This is a genomic window from Streptomyces sp. NPDC058619, assembly GCF_042717785.1.
Lineage (GTDB): Bacteria > Actinomycetota > Actinomycetes > Streptomycetales > Streptomycetaceae > Streptomyces.
The window spans coordinates 35553-54180 of sequence record NZ_JBHXQN010000003.1 but is presented as its reverse complement, the minus strand read 5'-3'; the positions used below and the strand labels follow the sequence as shown (position 1 = coordinate 54180).

The following is an 18628-nucleotide window of genomic DNA, read 5'->3' as shown; positions in this document are numbered from 1 at the left end:
CGGACGCGTCCCTAAGCCGTGCAGGTCATCAGGGAGCTGATCGGCCAGGCGCGGTACGCCGTCCAGTAGGCCTCGTCGCGCACGGCGTCGGGCGGCGGCGTCCGGTTCGGCTGCCAGCCGACGGTCGTGAAGCCCGCCTCGACGGCCGCCTGGGCGAGGTCGGCGTGGGCCCACTCGCGGAACTCGAAGGGCTCGGGCGGATCGGTGAGGAAGTGCGCCTTCAGCAGCGGTGCGTCGCCCTGCGGGACCCGGTCCAGGATGCGCACCCCGTACGGCGACCAGTCCACCCGCGGGAACGCGCCCGCGTTCGGCACGATCGCGAGCAGCCTGCCGCCGGGCCGCAGGCTGGCCCGCACGGACCGGAGCACGGCGTGCAGCGACGCGCGGTCGGTCGCGTGGTTGAAGAGGTAGGCGGCGGTGGCGAGGTCGAAGGGACCGAGGCCGGCGACGCCCACGGCTTCGGCGACGTGGTACTCGATGTCCCGCCGGCCCTTCGTCGCCTCGTGCGCGCGGGCCTGCGCGATCCGCTCCCCGCAGGGGTCCACGCCCACCGTCCGCCGGGCCCCGCCGCGGGCCAGGAGCCGGGTGTTGTAGCCGTATCCGCAGGCCAGGTCCAGGGCGTCGAGTCCGCGTACCCCGCCGAGCGCGTCCAGGGCGCCGTGCAGGGTGTAGGTGTCGGCCGCCGAGAAGGCCGCCGTGGCCGTGGACTCGGCGTAGCGCTCGCCGATGGTGTCGTACTGGAACCGCATGTTCTGCCTTCCGGGGGCCTGCCGGGTGAGGTGGGACGCGTCCGTATCGTGCCCCGCGGCGCGTCCGGGGACGGCCCGTACACCCGTGCGTCCCCCGGACGAGCGAAGCGGTCGGCCTATCGCGGCCGGCCGGGCCGTACGGGTACCGGCGGCGGCGCGGCCACGGGGCGCAGCGCCACCAGCACCGGCCGGGCGGGGTCGGTGGCGGCGCAGGTGGACGCGCACACCCGGGCGGCGAACAAGCACCGGCGCAGTCCGGATCGCCGATCTCCTCACGCCGCGGGCGGCCCGTGCGGACCCGGTGCCCAAGACCAGGAGGTGGCCCACCCCGCTGCGGATCCGGTCGTTCCCCGACGCGGTGACTTGGCTGAAGACGCCAGGGAGAGTCGGCCGCAGTTGCGGTACCCAAGCCGCCGGTTGGTCAGCGCAGCACCCGCGGCGTCTGCCCCCGCAACAACAACCTCGGCCCGTGTGACCGCCGTACCGAAGCTGTTGCCGACGCCGTCGTTGGGCGATGCGGGGCCGACCTCGGTCCACAGGTAGGTCTCGGCGCCGACCGGCTGCGCTCCATCGAGATTCCGTGCCCGAAACCCTTCAGGTACATGCTGCCGGTCAGCTTGCCGGTCTTCCGCGGCGGTCGCGGCGGTGGCCGGTACCGGGGCTCCGGCCGCGGCCCCGCCGGGGAACGGGACCGGCGCCGGGGTGCGGTCACCGCCGCCGAGGGGGCATCCTGGCGGTGTGACGGCGAGACCGGACGACCACGGCCCCGCCCCCTCCCGTGACGCCACGGCCCAGGCGCTCGCCCGGGCCACCGTCGAGGCGGTGGCGGCCGTCGGCGGGTACGCAGGCGGGGTCTACCTGCGCTCGGGCACCGAGGGGCTGCTCCGGATGGCCGTGCTGACCGGACTCCCCGGCCGCCTGTTCCGGCCGTGGTGGCGGATGCACGCGAACCGCCCGTACCCGGTGGCCGAGGCGTTCCGGTCCGGTCAGGCCGTGCACCTGGCCGACGCGGAGGCGGCCATGCGGCGCTTCCCGCAGCTGATGGCCGGGCTGCCGTTCCCCTTCGCCTCGCTGTACGAGCCGGTGACCGCGGACGGACAGCGGTTCGGCGTCCTGTTCGCCCTGCGCGCGGCGACCCCGGGGATCCCGGTCGGGGCCGTGGACCGGGAGCGGCTGCGGGAGGCCGCGGACCGGCTGGCCCGGGAGCTGGCCGGGCGGGCCGAGGGCGCGGACCCGGTGGTCTGGGACGGGGACCCGGTGGTCCTCCGGCCCCCGGCCGGGCACGCGGGCCCCCGCGAGGCAGTGGACCGGCTCGCGCAGGCGGTCCTGTCGGTGGACCGGCTGGGCCGGATCGGCTTCGTCAACTCCGCCGCCCAGGACCTGCTGGGCCTCGGCGAGCCGCAGCTGCTCGGGCGGGTGGTGTGGGAGGCGGTGCCCTGGCTGGGGCATCCGGAGTACGAGGACCACTTCCGGGCAGTCTTCATGTCCACCGAGCCGGTGCGCTTCGCGGCCCGGCGCGGCCGGCACCCGCCCGGGGACTGGCTGTCCGTGGCCCTGCACCCGGGACCCGACGGGGTCACCCTGATGATCGGGGCGGCCGAGAAGCCCTCGTACGCACCCGCGACGGTGATCCAGCCGGCCGTGGGCCCCGGCTCGCCGGCGGACCGGGCCTCCGCGCTGTACCGGCCGGTGGCCCTCGCCATCGCGCTGACCGAGGCGGTCACGGCCCGCCAGGTCTCGGCGGTGGTGACCGAGGAGCTGCTGCCGGCCTTCGGCGGCCGCCAGCTGGCCATCTACCTGCTGGACGAGCGGCACCTGCACCTCGCGTGGGAGACCGGCTTCCCCACGGGCTTCCTCGACCGCTTCGACGGGGTGGGGCTCGACGCCCGGCTCCCGGGCGTCGAGACCCTGACCTCGGGCCGGCCGCTGTTCTTCGAGTCGATGCAGCACCTGGCCGCCGCCTACCCGGGGATCCCGCTGGACGCCGACGTCGGAGCCCGCGCGTTCCTGCCGCTCATCGCCTCCGGGCGGCCGGTCGGCTCGTGCATCCTCGGCTTCGAAGCGCCCCGCGGCTTCAGCCCGGAGGAGCGTACGGTGCTCACCGCGCTGGCCGGGCTGATCGCGCAGGCCCTGGAACGGGCCCGGCGCTACGACAGCGAGGCCGCACTCGCCCGCGGGCTGCAGGCGGCGCTGCTGCCGCACCGGCTGCCGGTGCGCGACCACGTGCATACGGTCGGCCGCTACCTGCCCGGCACCTTGGGCATGGACGTCGGCGGCGACTGGTACGACGTCGTCGAGACGGGAGCCGGACTGCTCGCGCTGGTCATCGGGGACGTCCAGGGCCACGGGGTGGCCGCCGCGGCGACCATGGGCCAACTTCGCAGCGCGGTAAGGGCGTTCGCACTCAGCGGCAGCAGTCCCGAGCAGGTGATGAGCGGCACGAACCGGCTCCTCATCGACCTGGACCCGGGCCAGTTCGCGAGCTGCTGCTACGTGCTGCTCGACCCGGAGACGGGCGCCGCCCGGGCCGTCCGCGCCGGACACCCCCAGCCGCTGCTGCGCCACCCCGACGGCCGCACCGAGGTGCTGGACCTGACGGGCGGGGTGGTGCTCGGCATCGACGCCGGGGCCTCCTACCCGGTGACGGAACTGCGGCTGGAGACCGGGTCGGTGCTCGCCCTGTACACCGACGGGCTGGTGGAGGTGCCGGGCACCGACATCGACGTCGGGGTGGAGCGGCTGCGGCTCTCCCTGTCCGCGGCGCGGCCGACTCCGCTGACCGAAGCCGCGGACCGGTTGATCGGCGTGGCGGGCAGTACCGCGGACCGGCCGGACGACACGGCCCTGCTGCTCGCGTCGCGCACGCCGTAGCCGCCCGGCCCCGGGGCCGGGCGGGCGGACCTCAGGCGGCCCGGCCCGGGTGGCGCGGGCGTACGCGTCGCGGCGATGAAGCGGCTGGGCGCGGCCGCGACGAGCGCGGTGTCGACGAGGACCGCGTTCGGTCGCGCCGGACGGGATTCAGCGGGACAGGCTGGTGGCGGCCAGGGTGAAGGAGTGGCCCGCCGGGTCGCCGAACAGGCGGGCGTCACGCGGGCCTTCGCCGACGTCGACGGCCAGCGGGCGGGCGCCGAGCGAGACGGCCTCCCGCTCGGCCTCGTCCAGGTCCTCGGGGGCGACGAGGATGCGCAGGTGGGCCTGTTGGGAGTCCTCCGGGCGCGGCCAGCTCGGCGGCGCGTAGCCGTGGTCCCGGCACAGGGCGAGGTGGACGCCGGCGCCGCCGACGACCTCGACGATGTCCGGGCCGTCCCCCGCCCGCACTTCGGCGCCCAGCAACTCGGCGTAGAAGGCGGCAAGCGCCTCGGGATCGGCGCAGTCCAGTACGAGAATGCTCGTCTTCGCGACAGTCATGACCCGCGCTTACCCGCGGTGCCCGTCCGTACGCGGTGCGCAGGGCCTTCCCCCGCGGGCCGGGATGTCAGTGGTCCTTGGTAGAACTGGTGTCGCACCGGCCGCTCGCCGAACGGCCCGTTCACCCCTCAGGAGCAGCGCATGAGCCAGGTCGCACACCTCTCGGAGCTGGGCGGGCTGCCCGCCTTCGACTTCCCCGCCAAGGGGGACGAGCGGGCCCTCCCCGAGGCCGGCGCCGTCGCCTGGCGGGTGCGCGCCGACGAGCACGACACCGGGGAGACCTGGAGCGAGGCCTACGCCCGCTTCACGGCCGCCGTCGACACCCGCCGGGTCACCTCGCTGATCGTGGGCGTCTGGGAGGAGTCGTACGAGGTCTCCAGCGCGGCCGTCGTGTCCGCCCTCGTCGCGGCCGCCGGCGACTTCCCGCTCCTGCGGCACCTCTTCCTCGGGGACATCGAGGGCGAGGAGTCCGAGATCTCGTGGATCCAGCAGTCGGACGTCACCCCGCTCCTGGAGGCCTTCCCGGAGCTGCGCGAGTTCGGGGTGCGCGGCGGTACGGGGCTGGCGCTGGCGCCCGTGAAGCACACCGGGCTGCGGAAGCTGGTGGTGCAGACCGGCGGGCTGCCCAGGGAGGTGGTGCGCGGCGCCGCAGCGAGTGACCTGCCCTCCCTGGAGGTCCTCGACCTGTGGCTGGGCACCTCCGAGTACGGCGCGGACACCGAGGCTCAGGACCTGGCCCCGATCCTGTCGGGCGAGCGGCTCCCGGCCCTGCGCCACCTCGGGCTGCGCAACAGCGAGATCCAGGACGCGGTGGCCGTCGCGGTGGCGGGCGCCCCCGTGGTGGGGCGGCTGGAAACCCTGGACCTGTCCATGGGCATCCTCACCGACGAGGGCGCGACCGCCCTGCTGGAGGGCGGGCCCCTCGCCCACCTGTCCCGCCTGGACCTCGACCACCACTTCATCGGCGCCGACCTCCAGGAGCGGCTGCGCGCCGCGCTGGAGCCGCACGGAGTGGTCCTCTCCCTCGAGGCGGGCGACGAGGACGACTACGACGGGGAGATCTACCGGTACGTCGCGGTGGCGGAGTGACCCCGGGCCCGCCGGCAGCCCTGCCGGCCGCCGCGCCGGCGGTCGTCGGCAACCCGGCGGGCCGCCGCGTGGCGCTCTACCAGGACGCCGTGCGCGCCCGCGGCCTGCCCGCGGCCCGCGTGGTGGCCTGGCGGGACGTCCTGGACGGCTCCGCCCGGTTCCACCCGGGCGAGACCGTGCGGATCGACTCGCCGGGCGAGGACCCCGAGGTCGAGCGGCTGCTGCGCGGGGTGTCCGACCCGACCCGGGTGGAGGGCGCCGCCCGCTGGTACGACCGGTTCACCGCGGCCGTGGAGGCGGTGGCGGCCGGGGTCGCGGAGGCCGGCGGCCGGCTGCTCACCACCCCGGCCGACCTCGCCGCGCTGTTCGACAAGCGCCGGTGCCACCACGCCCTGGACCGGGCGGGGGTCCCGGTGCCGGCCTCCCCGACCTCCGGCCCCGGCGCGACGCCGGTGCGCGGCTGGGCGGACGTGCGGGAGGTCCTCGGGCGGCCCGGTTTCCGCCGGGTGTTCGTGAAGCTCGCGCACGGGTCGTCGGCCTCCGGCGTGGTGGCCCTCGAAGCGGGCGCGGGCGGCCGGTTCCGGGCGACGACCTCGGTGGAGCGCTCCTCCTCCGGGGCCCTGCACAACTCGCTGCGGGTGCGCCGGTACGAGGACGAGCGGGTGATCGGCGCCGTCCTCGACGCGCTCGCCCCCGACGGCCTGCACATCGAGCGCTGGCTGCCGAAGGCCTCCCAGCGGGGCCGTTCGGCCGATCTGCGGGTGGTGACCGTCGCGGGCCGCGCCACGCACGCCGTGGTCCGCACCGCCCGCGGGCCGATGACCAACCTGCACCTCGGCGGCGCGCGCGGCGACCTCGACGCCGCCGTCGCGGCCGTGACCGCGGCGGGAGGCAGCTGGGAACGCGACGCTCTCGCCGTCTGCGAGCGCGCCGCGGCCGTCTTCCCCGCCACCCTCTGCACGGGGGTGGACCTGCTGCCCGCCACCGGCTGGCGCGGGTTCGCCGTCGGCGAGGTCAACGCCTTCGGGGACCTGCTGCCCGGGCTGGCCGGGCTTCCCGGCTCGCCCGCCGAGGGTCTCGACACCTATGCGGCCCAACTGGCCGCCGTACACGCACCGGCACGACAGGACCACCATGCACCCCACACCGCCCGCCCCTGACATGAACGAGGTCGTCGGCCGCGACGACCTGCTGCTCGTCACCCTCGACACCCTGCGGTACGACGTCGCCGTCCGGCTGGCCGCCGAGGGGCGCATCCCGCACCTCGCCGCGCACCTGCCCGGCGGCGCCTGGGAGCGCCGGCACGCTCCGGGCAGTTTCACCTACGCCTCCCACCAGGCGATGTTCGCCGGATTCCTGCCGACTCCGGCCGGGCCGGGCCCGCACCCGAGGCTGTTCGCAGCCCGGTTCGCGGGCAGCGAGAGCACCGCCGGGCGCACCTGGGTGTTCGACACCCCGGACCTGGTGTCGGGGCTGGCCGGGGCGGGCTACCGCACCGTGTGCGTGGGCGGGGTCGGGTTCTTCAACCGAGCGGGCGCGCTGGGCTCCGTACTGCCCAGGATGTTCCAGGAGAGCCACTGGGAGCCGGAGTTCGGGGTGGCGTCCCCGACCTCCTTCGAGGCACAGGTGACCCGCGCCGAGCAGGTGGTGGCCGCGCTCCCGGCGGACCGGCGGCTGTTCCTCTTCCTGAACGTGTCGGCGATGCACCAGCCCAACTGGTTCCACCTGGACGGCGCGACGGCCGCGGCCGGGGACTCGTGGGAGTCGCACGCGGCGGCGCTGGAGTACGTGGACCGGCACATCGGCCGGCTGTTCGACGCGATGCGTTCGCGCCGCCGGTGCTTCGCGATCGTCTGCTCCGACCACGGGACGGCGTACGGGGACGACGGGTACACCGGCCACCGCCTGGCGCACGAGGCCGTGTGGACCGTCCCGTACGCCCAGTTCTCCCTGGAGCCGCCGCGACCGCGGTGCGCCCCCGCACCGAAGGAGGCGGCCGCACGATGAAGACCGGCATCAACACGGCGACTCCGTACGAGAGTTACGTGTACGCCTACCCGCACAAGACGGCGTACCGGCGGCTGGCCGAGCGGCCGGGACTGCACGGCCTGTGGGCGGACCAGCCGAAGCACGCGCTCTCGCTCTACCTGCACGTACCGTTCTGCGAGGTCCGCTGCGGGTTCTGCAACCTGTTCACCCGGATCGGCGCCCCGGAGGGGCTGACCACCGCCTACCTCGACGCGCTGGAGCGCCAGGCGGGCGCGGTCCGCGAGGCCCTCGACGGCACGGACGGCGGGCCGGTCCGGTTCGCGGCGGCCGCCTTCGGGGGCGGAACGCCGACGTTCCTGACCGCCTCCGAGCTGGAACGGCTGTGCGACATAGCGGAGAAGGGCGCGGGCGCCGACCTGCGGGCGGTGCCCCTGTCGGTGGAGGCCTCGCCGGCCACCACCACGGCGGACCGCCTCGCGGTACTCGCCGACCGGGGCGCGACCCGGCTGAGCCTGGGCGTGCAGAGCTTCGTGCCGGAGGAGGCGCGGACGGCGGTCCGCCCGCAGAAGCGCGCGGACGTGGAGGCGGCGCTGTCCCGGGTCCGGGACGCCGGCATCCCGGTGCTGAACATCGACCTGATCTACGGCATCGACGGCCAGACCGAGGACAGTTGGAGGTACTCCCTGGACGCCGCGCTCGCCTGGCGCCCGGAGGAGCTGTACCTGTACCCCCTGTACGTACGCCCCCTGACGGCGCTGGGCCGCCGGCCGGACGGGGCCGCCGAACCCGACGAGCCCGCCGAGAGCTGGGACGACCAGCGGCTGCGCCTGTACCGGGCCGGCCGGGACCACCTGCTGGCCGCCGGGTACGAGCAGGTGTCGATGCGGATGTTCCGCCTCCCGGGCGCTCCGGCGGCGGGCGCCGACGACTACGCGTGCCAGACCGACGGCATGGTGGGGCTGGGCTGCGGAGCCCGTTCCTACACCTCCGAGCTGCACTACTCCTTCGACTACGCGGTGGACATGCGGGAGATCCGCACGATCGTCGACGACTACGTGGCGCGGCCGCGGGCGGACTTCGCGCGGGCGGAGTACGGCCGGTGGATCGACGCGGACGAGGCCCGGCGGCGGCACCTGATGCAGTCGCTGCTCCAGGCGGCGGGGATGCCGGTGGCGGGGTACCGGGAGCGGTTCGGCAACGACCCCCGGGAGGACTTCCCGGCCGAGCTGGCGGCGTTCGCGGCGCGCGGCTGGTTGACGGACGACCCGGGCCTGCTCCGGCTGACCCCCGAGGGCCTCGCGCACTCGGACGCGGTCGGTCCGGCGCTGTTCTCGGCGGAGGTACGGGCCGCCATGGCCGCGTACGCGCGCAAGTGACGGGCCCGCGGGAGCCGGAGGGGGCCGCTGAGGGGATCCCGGAACGGCCGCGTCAGCTCACCGTGCTCTACCGGGGGCCGCTGGCCTCCTGCGACTACGACTGCCCGTACTGCCCGTTCGCCAAGCGCCGGGACAGCCGCGAGACGCTGGCCGCCGACCGGGCGGCACTGGAGCGGTTCGCCGCCTGGGCGGCCGGGAACACCGGCGACCGGCTCTCGGTGCTGTTCACCCCGTGGGGCGAGGGCCTGGTCCGGTCCTGGTACCGGCGCACCCTGGTGGAGCTGTCGCACCTGCCGCACGTCCGGCGGGTAGCCATCCAGACGAACCTGAGCGGCCGCACCGGGTGGACCGCCGCCGCCGATCCGGACACGCTCGCGCTCTGGTGCACCTACCACCCGGGGCAGACCCCGTACGAGCGCTTCCTCGGCCGGTGCCGGGAGCTGGCGGACGCCGGCGTCCGCTTCAGCGTGGGCGTCGTCGGCCTCCCCGAGCACCTGGAGGAGGCCCGGCGGCTGCGGGCGGCGCTCCCGCCGGAGGTCTACCTGTGGGTGAACGCGGCGGAGGGGCACACCTACACGGATCCGGAGGCCGCCCGCTGGACGGCCCTGGACCCGCTCTTCCCGTACAGCCGCCACCCCCACCGCTCGGCGGGCCTGCCCTGCCGGACCGGCGAGTCGGTGATCTCGGTGGACGGCGACGGCACGGTCCGCCGCTGCCACTTCGTGAAGACGGAACTGGGCAACCTGTACGACGGCTCCTACCGGGCGGCGCTGCGCCCGCGGGCCTGCCCGCTGGCGGTCTGCGAGTGCCACATCGGCTACGTCCACCTGGAGACGCTGCCGCTCTACGACGTCTTCGCGGGCGGCGTGCTCGAACGCATCCCGGCGGGGGGCGGTGGCATCCGGACCCTGCCGGCCGGTGCCGTGCGGCCGGACCGCCGGAGCTGTCACCCCGGGCGCCCCGCCCGGCCCGGCACGGCACGGCCGCTGGCCTGATCGCGTCTCCGGGCCTATGATCCGCGGCATGGCCGTCACCCAGCGCCTCCTGTCGCTCTCCTGTTGTCGTAGCTGACGCCTGCCCGGTCCGGGTTCCGCACCGCGCCTTCGCGTGACGGGCCGTCCCCGGGCAGCCGCTCCGGACGGATTCCGGCCGGGCTCCGGCCCCGGACTATGCCCCTCCCGGAGCTCCTCCCCCGCGGGTCGCACATCCCGCGGCCCCCGCTCCCCCGAAGCCCGGCCCCGTGCCCGCCCGGCGTCCCGCACCCCCGCGCCGGACTCCCGCGGCCCGCCGCACGTTCCGCGTCCGTCCGCCTTCCCCTTCCTTCCACGTCCTTCCACGTCCTTCCACGTCCCGCAAGGAGCCCGTCCACCATGAGCCTTCCCACCACCCTCACCGCCGGCCAGGTCCTCTCCAGCCCCGAGGAGTTCACCGTGATCGACGTCCGCACACCGGGCGAGTACGCCTCCGGTCACCTCCCCGGCGCGGTGAACATCCCGCTCGACCGGATCACCCCCTCCCTGCCCGAACTGCGGCGCGCCGCCGAGGACAAGGGCCTGCTGCTCGTCTGCGCCACCGGCGCCCGCTCGGAGAACGCCGCCCGGACCCTCGCCTCGCACGGCATCCCGTCCACCAGCCTGACCGGCGGCACCCGCTCCTGGTCGGCGGGCGGGCATGGCCTGGACTACCCCGCCAAGGGCCGCCGGTCGGTCTGGGCCATGGAGCGTCAGGTACGGGTCACCGCGGGCTCGCTCGTACTGCTCGGCCTGGCCCTCGGCCTCCTGGTGCACCCGGCGTTCCAGCTGCTCTCCGCCGGCATCGGCGCCGGACTCGTCTTCTCCGCGCTCACCGACACCTGCGGGATGGCGCTGGTGCTCGGCCGCCTCCCGTTCAACCGGCGCCGCTGAGCCCGGACCGTACCGGACTCCGGAACGGAAACGTCCACCATCCGGACCCCGCTTGTCCCAGCCCGCCCGGCAACGACAGGATGCGGCCATGGCCCCGGTACTCGTATCGCGTCGTCACGTGGATCTGCTGCGTCTCGACCATGCTCTGTCGGGCCGACTCCTCCCGTACGCACGGCTGTTGATCTCCTGATCCGCCGCTCCTGACCCCGTACGAACACCCGCGCACCCTTCGCGCGCCCCACTGACACACCCTTCCCCGGCGCGTACGGGCGACGCAGGAACGGTTCGCCGCCATGGACTCCACCGTGCAGGCCCGGATGACGGCCCTGCACGGCGGGGTCGCGGACGCGGCCCGGCTGACGGTGTCGCCGAACCTGTGGGCGGGCATCGGCCCGGGGCCGGCTGACCGAGGCCGTGCGGGTTCCGTAGCGCCGGGCGGAGTCCGCAGCCCGGGCTGATGGGGCGGCTCGCGCTACGGCGTCGCCACGGCCGCCTCCCCCCGGGCGAGGGTGAGCGCGGTGTTCACCAGGCCGACGTGGCTGAACGCCTGCGGGAAGTTGCCGAGTTGGCGTCCCGCGATGGGGTCGTACTCCTCCGCGAGCAGTCCCACGTCGTTGCGCACGGACAGCAGCCGCTCGAAGAGGGCGCGGGCCTCCTTCTCCCGGCCGATCAGCTGCAGCGCGTCGGCCATCCAGAACGAGCAGGCCAGGAAGGCCCCTTCGTCGCCGGGCAGTCCGTCGACGGAGGGACCCTCGGTGGTGTAGCGGCGGACCAGGCCGCTGCGCCCGAGCTCGGCCTGGACCGCGGCGACCGTGCCGACGACCCGCGGGTCGTCGGGCGGCAGGAAGCCGACGCGCGGGATGAGCAGGGTGGCGGCGTCGAGCTCGCGGGAACCGTAGTACTGGGTGAAGGTGTTGCGATCCGGGTCGTAGCCGTTCTCGCAGACGTCGCGGTGGACCTCGTCCCTTATGGCCCGCCAGCGCTCGATGTCGCCGGGCAGCGAGGGCTCGCGCTCCAGGGTGCGCACGGCCCGGTCGGCGGCGACCCAGGCCATCACCTTGGAGTGGACGAAGTGGCGGCGCGGGCCGCGCACTTCCCACAGACCCTCGTCGGGCCGGCGCCAGTTGCGCTCCAGGAAGTCGAGCAGGGCGAGCTGGAGGTTCCAGGCGTGCGGCTCGGCGTCGAGGCCGGTGGCGCGGGCCAGGTACAGCGAGTCGATGACCTCGCCGTACACGTCGAGCTGGAGCTGGTCCACGGCCGCGTTGCCGACGCGGACGGGGGCGGAGGAGGCGTAGCCCCGCAGCCACGGCAGGTCCGTTTCGGGGATCCGGCGCTCGCCCGCGATCCCGTACATGATCTGGAGGTCGGCGGGGTCGCCGGCGACGGCGCGCAGCAGCCAGGCCCGCCAGGCGCGGGCCTCGTCGAGGAATCCGGTGGCGAGCAACGACCCGAGCGTGAGGGTGGAGTCGCGCAGCCAGCAGTACCGGTAGTCCCAGTTGCGGACGCCGCCGAGCTCCTCGGGGAGGGAGGTGGTGGCCGCGGCGGCGATGCCTCCGGTGGGGGCGTAGGTGAGGGCCTTGAGGGTGATCAGGGAGCGGGTGACCGCTTCCTGGTAGGGGCCCTCGTAGGTGCACTGGGAGGACCACGCGCGCCAGTCGGCGAGGCTGGTCTCCAGCGCGGTGTACGGGTCGATCGGGCTGGGGCGGGGTTCGTGCGAGGGGTGCCAGGTGAGGACGAAGGCGACGCGTTCCCCGGCGGTGACGGTGAACTCGGAGCGGGTGCTGTTGTCCTCGCCCCAGGTGTGCACGTGTGGTTCGCTGCGGAACCAGACGGAGTCGGGTCCGGCGACGGCGACGCGTTCGCCGTCGACGCGGCGGACCCAGGGCACGACGTGGCCGTAGTCGAACCTCAGGCGCAGCATGCTGCGTACGGTGACCTCGCCGGTGAGGCCCTCGACGATCCGGACGACGTCGGGTGCGGTGTCGCGCTGCGGCATGAAGTCGATGACCTTGAACGTGCCGTCCTCGGTCTCCCAGTACGACTCCAGGACCAGCGCGCCGTCCAAGTAGGCCCGGCGGCTGCACCGCTCGTCGGGTGCGGCCCCGGCAGGGGCGATGCGCCAGTGGCCGTTGTCCTCTTCTCCGAGGAGCTTGGCGAAGCAGGCCGCCGAGTCGAAGCGCGGCAGGCACAGCCAGTCGATGGACCCGTCGCGGCCGACGAGCCCACTGGTCATCAGGTCGCCGATGAGTGCGTAGTCTTCGATGGGTTGTGTCATTCGTGCGCTCTTCCCGCGAATGCCCGGGGCCAATCAGCGCAGGCCCCGGACACCCTCGTGCGCGCTAGTCGCGTACGAGGAGCAGTACGGCCGCGAGGACCGCGCCGAGGGCGACGGCGAGGGCGCCGTGCGCCAGCCGGTGCGCGCGCAGGACGGGCAGGAAGCGGTCGACGGCGTACCGGCCGGGGCCGGTGAGGGCGAGGGCCGCGGCGCCGGCGGTGAGCAGGAGCTCGTACTCGATGCCCTCCGGCGCGAAGAACGAGCCGGCTCCGTGGACGGCGATGGCGTTGATCATCGTGCCGAAGAGGGCGGCCCCGGCGAGCGGGGTGAGCAGTCCGGCGGCGAGGCCGAGGCCTCCCAGGGTCTCGGTCAGGCCGGCGAGGACGGCCATGGCGTCGCCGGCGGGGTAGCCGCTGGCGGTGAAGAACTGTCCGGTGCCGCTGATACCGCCGCCGCCGAACCAGCCGAAGAGCTTCTGGGCGCCGTGGGCGGCCATGGTCAGGCCGAGGACCAGGCGCAGGATCAGCAGGCCGGTGTCGTGCGCGGGGGTGGAGGGGGCGAACGCGTGCGGGGGTACGGCCGGTGCGGCGGCCTGCGGCTTCGTCGGGGTCACGGAGGGGCTGGTCATGGGGGGAATCCTTCCGGTCGGGCGGTCCGGATGGCGGGGACGGCACTGCTCAGGTTTGTTCAAATTCGAACCGCCGAGACCCGACCCTAGGCCATTAATTCAAATTGGAACAACCCGTGTAGGCTCGCCGCATGGCTGAGACGAGATGGCTGAACGAGCGAGAGATGCGGGCCTGGGACGGCTTCCTGGCCGCCTCGGCCCTGGTGAACCGCCGCCTCGACCAGCAGCTCAAGGACGATTCCGGGCTCTCCCACCCCCAGTACGAGATCCTCGTACGGCTCGCCGCCGCCCCCGGGCGCGAGCTGCGGATGACCGAGCTCGCCAATGGCCTGATCAATTCCAAGAGCGGGCTGACCTACCAGGTCACCCAGATGGAGAAGGCCGGGCTGGTCCGCCGCCGCAGCTGCCCCTCCGACGTGCGCGGCGTCTTCGCCGCCCTCACCGACGCCGGCAGCGCCCGGCTGGAGGACGCCGCGCCCGGACACGTGGCCACGGTCCGGGAGGTCCTCGTCGACGTCCTCACCCCCGAGCAGCTCGACGTGCTCGCCGACGGCCTCGGCGAGGTCGGCCGCCGCCTGCGCGGCGGGACCGGATGAGCCGCCCCTGCGGCGCCCCGGTAGAGCGGGCCGGGAACGGGGTATAGGCGCGCCATGGACGGAAAGGTCTGGCTCACCCTGGCCGTGGTCGTCGCCATTGCTCTGGCGATCGCCGCGGTCGTACTGCTCGTACGCGTCTTCGCCGCGCGGCGGCTCCTGCTCGACGCAGGCATCCCGCTGCGCGACAAGGCCCTGTTCTGGGTCGCGGTCGTGTACACGGTCTCCCCCGTGGACCTGATCCCGGACCCGGTGTACCTGGACGACATCGGCGTCCTCATGCTGGCCCTGCGCTCGCTGCACGCCGCGGCCGGACGCCTGCCCGGCGGCATGAAGGACTCCGACCCGGCCTGACGCCGCCCGCCCCGGGGCCCGGGGACAGCACCGTGCGGCCCCGGAATCCGGGACCGCACGGTGCTCGCTCACTCGGTTCCCCGCGCGCGCTGCGCGCGCAGCGCCGCTACTTCGGCATCAGGACGGTGTCGACGATGTAGACGTTGGCGTTGGCCGTCTTGACGTTGCCGCAGACCACGCTGGACGTGCCGTTGACCTTGTAGGCCTCGCCCGAGCCCGCGGTCGTCAGCTTCGTCTTCTCCAGCGTGTCGAAGGAGCCGTTCTCCAGCTGCTGCGGCGTCAGCTTCTCGCCCACCACGTGGTAGGTGAGGATCTTCGTCAGCATGGCCTTGTCGGCGAGGACCTTGTCCAGGTCCGCCTTCGGGATCTTCGCGAACGCGTCGTTCGTCGGCGCGAAGACCGTGATGTCCTTCGCGTTGTTCAGCGTGTCGACCAGACCGGCCTGCTTCACCGCGGTGACCAGGGTCGACAGCGCCGGGTTGTTCGAAGCCGCCGTCGCCACCGGGTCCTTGGCCATCCCGTCGAACGAACCCGCACCATCGGCGGGGACGCCCGCACAGGCCGGGCCGAACGGCTTGTCCATCGCCATCGACGCGTCCGGGGTGGCGGGCTGCGAGGCGGAGCTGTCCGTGCTCGCGGTGGAGCCGGCGGCGGAGTCCTTGCCCGACTCCGAGCAGGCCGCCAGGGTGAAGGGAAGGACGGCGGCGGCGGCCACGGCCACAGCGGTGCGGCGGAAGTGAAGAGCGTTCATGGTGGCTGTTCTCCTTGGGAGTTGCTTGCTCGGCAGAAAGGGCACGGATGCGTAGACGTACGGGCGCACGGAGGTACGGACGTACGGAGGTCAGAGGAAGAAAGGGGAAGAAGTCCGGTTCAGCCGACGCCGGGCCGGGCCGGGTACCGGCCGCTCGCGCCGCCGGTTATGGTCCGGGCTCGCGTCCCGACCCGCACTGCACTGCGGGTGGGGGTCGCGGTGGGCGGAGCGCCCGCAGGGGGTCGTTCCGCGTCGCGGGAGGCCGTCGCCTCCCGGCCGCCGGGGGTGTCCGGCCGCCGGCCGAGGCCCCCCGCCGCGATCGGGGCCGGCGCAGAGGCCCCGTCCGCGGCGAGGAAGCCCCGACGGCTCCAGCCGGGCCCGATGCCGGCTGTCGCGCCCTGACCGCCCGGTACGGCGGTCAGGCGCCCGATCGGTGCGCACAGCGGCCCCGTACCGGTCGGGGCGTCCACGAGTTCGGGCGCCGGTGCGCCCTGCTCGGTGGTGCTGCGGTTGATGCTCACATCTGGTCTTCGGCGCCGCGGGCCCAGCGGATTGGCCGTTCAGCCGGACGGATGAAAATTATCTAGGCCGTTGACGTCCCTCGGTCGGCCGGGACGCCGGAGGCACGGGCGCAACCGCAGGTCAGCGGACTCCACGGGTGCGGAACTGCACGCTGATCCGGGGCCCCACGGCCCGCGCCGACTTGGGCACCGCGTGCTCCATCGTCCGCTGACAGGAGCCGCCCATCACGACGAGGTCCCCGTGCCCGAGGGGCAGGCGCAGCAGGGTGGAACCACCGCCGCGGGGGCGCAGCACGAGATCGCGCGGATCCCCGACGGAGACGATGGCGACCATGGTGTCCTCGGTGGAGGAGCGGCCGGTCCGGTCGCCGTGCCAGGCCACGCTGTCGCGCCCGTCCCGGTAGAGGCACAGCCCGGCGGTGGCGAAGGGCTCGCCGAGCTCGGCCGCGTAGTGCAGGGTCAGCGCCTCGCGGGCGTCGGTGAGTGCGGGGTCCGGCAGCGCCTCGCCCTCGCCGTAGAAGGCGAGCAGCCGGGGCACGTCCACCTCCCGCTCGTACATCTGCCGCCGTTCGGCCCGCCAGGGCACGTCGGCGGCGAGTCGCTCGAACAGCACGCCGGCGCCGGTCAGCCAGCCGGGCAGGTGGTCGACCCATGCCCCGGCGCCGAGCGGGGTCCGCCGGACGCCGACGAGCGGGCCGAGCAGGACCTCGTCCCCCTGGTCGAAGAGCGAGCCCTGGAGGCCCTGGACGGCGCACATGCCTCCACCCTACCCCCGGATCCGAACACACGCTCGAATAGCGGTGTACGGGTACCCTCGCGGCCGCACCGGAAGACGACCCCGGGCCGTCAGCGGCCGCGCAGGTTCTCGATGTCGCGGCGCTCGCGCTTCGTGGGCCGGCCCGCACCGCGGTCGCGGATGCCCACGACGGCCGCCTCGACGCGCGTGGGCGGCGGCGGGCTGTTGTCGACGAAGCAGTCCGCCGCGACCGGCGGCCCCACCCGCTTGGACACGGGACGCCGGACCACGACGATCCGCTCGCGCCCCGCGTGGAACAGCCGCACCTCATCACCCGCGCGCACCGGCTGCGCCGGCTTGGCGCGCTCCCCGTTGACCTTCACGTGGCCCGCCCTGCACGCGGTCGCCGCGGTCGCGCGGGTCTTCGTCAAACGTACGGACCAGATCCACGCGTCCACGCGCACGGTGCCCGTCGCCGCTACCTCTTCAGCCATGCCACGACTCTAGCGAGACGGGCGGAGGAATCCGGAACGACTTTTGGCGGATACGACAAAGGGCACCGCACTTGCCATGGAGATGTCCCCAAAAGAATTGCACATGCGGCACAACTGCCCCTACCTTGTCGCACATGCAGTCCTACACGATCGGCCAGGCGGCTCGTCTGCTGGGCGTCAGCCCCGACACGGCACGTCGCTGGGCCGACGCCGGCCGGGTTGCGACCCACCGCGACGAGGGCGGCCGGCGCCTGATCAACGGCCGGGCCCTGGCCGCCTTCTCCGCGGAAGTCGGACAGGGCGCCCACACCGAGGACGGCGTGCCGTACACCTCCGCGCGCAACGCCTTCCCCGGCATCGTCACGGCCGTCACGCTCGGCGACGTCGCCGCCCAGGTCGAGATCCAGGCGGGTCCCCACCGGCTGGTCTCCCTGCTCACCCGTGAAGCCGTCGAGGAGCTCGGACTGGAGGTCGGCATGCGGGCCACCGCCCGCGTGAAGTCCACCAGCGTGCACATCGACCGCGTCTGACGTCCGGAGGCGGCCGACGGCCCGACGCCCGCCCACCCCCGCGGCCGGGGCCACGGTCCGGTACCACCCCGCACCCCGACGCGCCGCCTCCCCACCCCAGTACCTCCTGTCCCGTACGTTCCCACCCGCTCCGCCGTCACCGGCGCGGGGTCACCACCGCGCGGTACCGGCACCCGGCCGGCCGCCGACCCGACCGAGGAGCACCAGCTCATGTCCCCGACCCTGACCCCGACCGGCCGCCGCGTAGCAGCCGCCGCTCTCACCGCCGCCCTGTTCGTCCCGCTGACCGCTTGCGGAGGCGGCGACGGGAAGCCGGCCGCCGACTCCTCCGCGAGCGCCTCGGACACCGGACCGGCCTCCACCGAGCCCGAGGCGGCGAACCTCACGGTGCTCGCCGCGGCCTCCCTCACCGACGTGTTCAAGACCGCGGGCGCGGCCTACGAGAAGGCCCACCCGGGTACGAAGATCACCTTCTCCTTCGCCGGCTCGCAGGAACTCGCGGCGCAGGTGAAGCAGGGCGCCCCGGCCGACGCGCTGGTCACCGCCGACACCAAGACCATGGACGGCCTCAAGGCGGAGACCGGCAACCCCACGGTCATCGCGAAGAACCGCCTGGTCATCGCGGCGGGCAAGGGCAACCCGTTCAAGATCGACGAGCTGAAGGACCTCGCCGACTCCAAGCTCAAGGTCGTCCTGGCCGCGCCCGAGGTCCCGGTCGGCCGCTACAGCAAGGAGATCCTGGACAAGCAGGCCGTCACGGTGAAGCCGGTTTCCCAGGAGCCCAACGTCCGCGCCGTGCTGAGCAAGGTCGAGCTCGGCGAGGCCGACGCCGGTCTCGTCTACAAGACGGACTCCGCCAAGTCGGGCGACAAGGTCGTCGCCGTGGACATCCCGGACGACCAGAACGCGGTCGCCTCCTACCCGGCCGCCTCCCTGAAGCAGTCCAAGAACGCCGCGGCCGCCGCCGCGTTCGTGACCTGGCTCAACAGCCCGGACGCGCAGAAGATCCTCCAGGACGCGGGCTTCCAGAAGCCGTAGCGGGCACCGCGCCGTACGGCGGAGTCCGGCGCCACCACGGGGCCGACCCGGTCCCCCGGTGACGCCGGCGCCGGGGAAGGAGCGCCCGGTCCGGGGGACGGGCAGTCCCTCCGGACCGGGCGGCGCGCGTCCGGGCGGCGCGCGTCCGGGCGGCGCGCGTCCGGGCGGCGCGCGTCCGGCAGTTGTAGCAGTC

At 74.4% G+C, this 18628-nt stretch carries 20 protein-coding genes; 12 read left to right on the top strand and 8 right to left on the bottom strand.

Annotated features, from left to right (window positions below):
* Nucleotides 1-11 precede the first annotated feature (11 nt).
* Nucleotides 12-749 carry a class I SAM-dependent methyltransferase gene (locus tag ACFWTC_RS04270; RefSeq protein ID WP_383915442.1) on the bottom strand — a complete coding sequence of 246 codons (738 nt, stop codon included), beginning with the start codon at nucleotides 747-749 and terminating at the stop codon, nucleotides 12-14.
* 738 nt (nucleotides 750-1487) lie between these two features.
* Between ACFWTC_RS04270 and ACFWTC_RS04265 the strand changes: the two genes are divergently transcribed.
* Complete coding sequence (locus tag ACFWTC_RS04265) at nucleotides 1488-3620, top strand: SpoIIE family protein phosphatase (RefSeq protein WP_384026380.1); 2133 nt, start codon at nucleotides 1488-1490, stop codon at nucleotides 3618-3620.
* A 147-nt stretch (nucleotides 3621-3767) separates the two neighbouring features.
* Here ACFWTC_RS04265 and ACFWTC_RS04260 read toward each other — a convergent pair whose 3' ends face one another.
* Nucleotides 3768-4157, bottom strand: a complete 390-nt coding sequence (locus tag ACFWTC_RS04260; RefSeq protein WP_383915444.1) for a VOC family protein — start codon at nucleotides 4155-4157, stop codon at nucleotides 3768-3770.
* Nucleotides 4158-4298: 141 nt separating this feature from the next.
* Here ACFWTC_RS04260 and ACFWTC_RS04255 point away from each other — a divergent pair, with 141 nt between their 5' ends.
* From ACFWTC_RS04255 to ACFWTC_RS04225, 7 genes are all read left to right on the top strand, one after another.
* Nucleotides 4299-5246: an STM4015 family protein gene (locus ACFWTC_RS04255; protein WP_384026383.1), complete on the top strand. Its 948-nt coding sequence runs from the start codon at nucleotides 4299-4301 to the stop codon at nucleotides 5244-5246.
* Nucleotides 5243-6406 (top strand): STM4014 family protein, encoded by a 1164-nt coding sequence (locus tag ACFWTC_RS04250; RefSeq protein ID WP_383915446.1) that lies wholly within the window; start codon nucleotides 5243-5245, stop codon nucleotides 6404-6406. Before ACFWTC_RS04255 ends, ACFWTC_RS04250 begins: the two co-directional genes overlap by 4 nt.
* Before the next feature lies 1 nt (nucleotide 6407).
* Nucleotides 6408-7253 (top strand): STM4013/SEN3800 family hydrolase, encoded by an 846-nt coding sequence (locus tag ACFWTC_RS04245; protein WP_384026440.1) that lies wholly within the window; start codon nucleotides 6408-6410, stop codon nucleotides 7251-7253.
* Nucleotides 7250-8611, top strand: a complete 1362-nt coding sequence (locus tag ACFWTC_RS04240) for an STM4012 family radical SAM protein (protein ID WP_384026386.1) — start codon at nucleotides 7250-7252, stop codon at nucleotides 8609-8611. Before ACFWTC_RS04245 ends, ACFWTC_RS04240 begins: the two co-directional genes overlap by 4 nt.
* Nucleotides 8608-9606, top strand: a complete 999-nt coding sequence (locus ACFWTC_RS04235) for an STM4011 family radical SAM protein (RefSeq protein WP_383915448.1) — start codon at nucleotides 8608-8610, stop codon at nucleotides 9604-9606. The genes ACFWTC_RS04240 and ACFWTC_RS04235 overlap by 4 nt, the downstream gene beginning before the upstream one ends.
* Nucleotides 9607-9981: 375 nt before the next feature.
* The gene (locus ACFWTC_RS04230; RefSeq protein WP_384026389.1) at nucleotides 9982-10515 is read left to right on the top strand and encodes a rhodanese-like domain-containing protein; all 534 of its coding nucleotides are present in this window, start codon (nucleotides 9982-9984) and stop codon (nucleotides 10513-10515) included.
* A 293-nt stretch (nucleotides 10516-10808) separates the two neighbouring features.
* Nucleotides 10809-10973 carry a hypothetical protein gene (locus tag ACFWTC_RS04225; protein ID WP_384026392.1) on the top strand — a complete coding sequence of 55 codons (165 nt, stop codon included), beginning with the start codon at nucleotides 10809-10811 and terminating at the stop codon, nucleotides 10971-10973.
* Nucleotides 10974-10987: 14 nt separating this feature from the next.
* Here the strand turns inward: ACFWTC_RS04225 and ACFWTC_RS04220 are convergent, their stop codons facing one another.
* Both ACFWTC_RS04220 and ACFWTC_RS04215 read right to left on the bottom strand, forming a co-directional pair.
* Complete coding sequence (locus ACFWTC_RS04220; RefSeq protein WP_384026396.1) at nucleotides 10988-12790, bottom strand: glycoside hydrolase family 15 protein; 1803 nt, start codon at nucleotides 12788-12790, stop codon at nucleotides 10988-10990.
* Between the two features lie 64 nt (nucleotides 12791-12854).
* Nucleotides 12855-13418, bottom strand: coding sequence for a DoxX family protein (locus ACFWTC_RS04215; protein ID WP_383915452.1), 564 nt, complete (start codon nucleotides 13416-13418; stop codon nucleotides 12855-12857).
* Between the two features lie 131 nt (nucleotides 13419-13549).
* On the opposite strand from ACFWTC_RS04215, the gene ACFWTC_RS04210 reads away from it, so the two are divergent.
* A complete protein-coding gene (locus ACFWTC_RS04210) occupies nucleotides 13550-14014 on the top strand; it encodes a MarR family winged helix-turn-helix transcriptional regulator (protein ID WP_384026398.1) in 465 nt (154 codons plus the stop codon).
* 54 nt (nucleotides 14015-14068) lie between these two features.
* The gene (locus ACFWTC_RS04205) at nucleotides 14069-14365 is read left to right on the top strand and encodes a YkvA family protein (RefSeq protein WP_383915454.1); all 297 of its coding nucleotides are present in this window, start codon (nucleotides 14069-14071) and stop codon (nucleotides 14363-14365) included.
* 106 nt (nucleotides 14366-14471) lie between these two features.
* On the opposite strand, the gene ACFWTC_RS04200 is transcribed toward ACFWTC_RS04205, so the two are convergent.
* The 4 genes from ACFWTC_RS04200 to ACFWTC_RS04185 all read right to left on the bottom strand — a co-directional run bounded on the left by ACFWTC_RS04200 (nucleotide 14472) and on the right by ACFWTC_RS04185 (nucleotide 16867).
* Nucleotides 14472-15116 (bottom strand): fasciclin domain-containing protein, encoded by a 645-nt coding sequence (locus ACFWTC_RS04200; protein ID WP_383915455.1) that lies wholly within the window; start codon nucleotides 15114-15116, stop codon nucleotides 14472-14474.
* Nucleotides 15117-15235: 119 nt separating this feature from the next.
* A complete protein-coding gene (locus tag ACFWTC_RS04195) occupies nucleotides 15236-15637 on the bottom strand; it encodes a hypothetical protein (RefSeq protein ID WP_384026400.1) in 402 nt (133 codons plus the stop codon).
* Nucleotides 15638-15758: 121 nt separating this feature from the next.
* Nucleotides 15759-16394: an alpha-ketoglutarate-dependent dioxygenase AlkB gene (locus ACFWTC_RS04190; RefSeq protein ID WP_384026403.1), complete on the bottom strand. Its 636-nt coding sequence runs from the start codon at nucleotides 16392-16394 to the stop codon at nucleotides 15759-15761.
* 89 nt (nucleotides 16395-16483) lie between these two features.
* Complete coding sequence (locus tag ACFWTC_RS04185; RefSeq protein ID WP_383915457.1) at nucleotides 16484-16867, bottom strand: RNA-binding S4 domain-containing protein; 384 nt, start codon at nucleotides 16865-16867, stop codon at nucleotides 16484-16486.
* 134 nt (nucleotides 16868-17001) lie between these two features.
* On the opposite strand from ACFWTC_RS04185, the gene ACFWTC_RS04180 reads away from it, so the two are divergent.
* Together ACFWTC_RS04180 and modA are read left to right on the top strand one after the other, a co-directional pair.
* Nucleotides 17002-17397: a molybdopterin-binding protein gene (locus ACFWTC_RS04180; protein WP_383915458.1), complete on the top strand. Its 396-nt coding sequence runs from the start codon at nucleotides 17002-17004 to the stop codon at nucleotides 17395-17397.
* Nucleotides 17398-17607: 210 nt separating this feature from the next.
* Nucleotides 17608-18435 carry a molybdate ABC transporter substrate-binding protein gene (gene modA / locus ACFWTC_RS04175; protein ID WP_384026406.1) on the top strand — a complete coding sequence of 276 codons (828 nt, stop codon included), beginning with the start codon at nucleotides 17608-17610 and terminating at the stop codon, nucleotides 18433-18435.
* The last annotated feature ends 193 nt before the right edge of the window (nucleotides 18436-18628 follow it).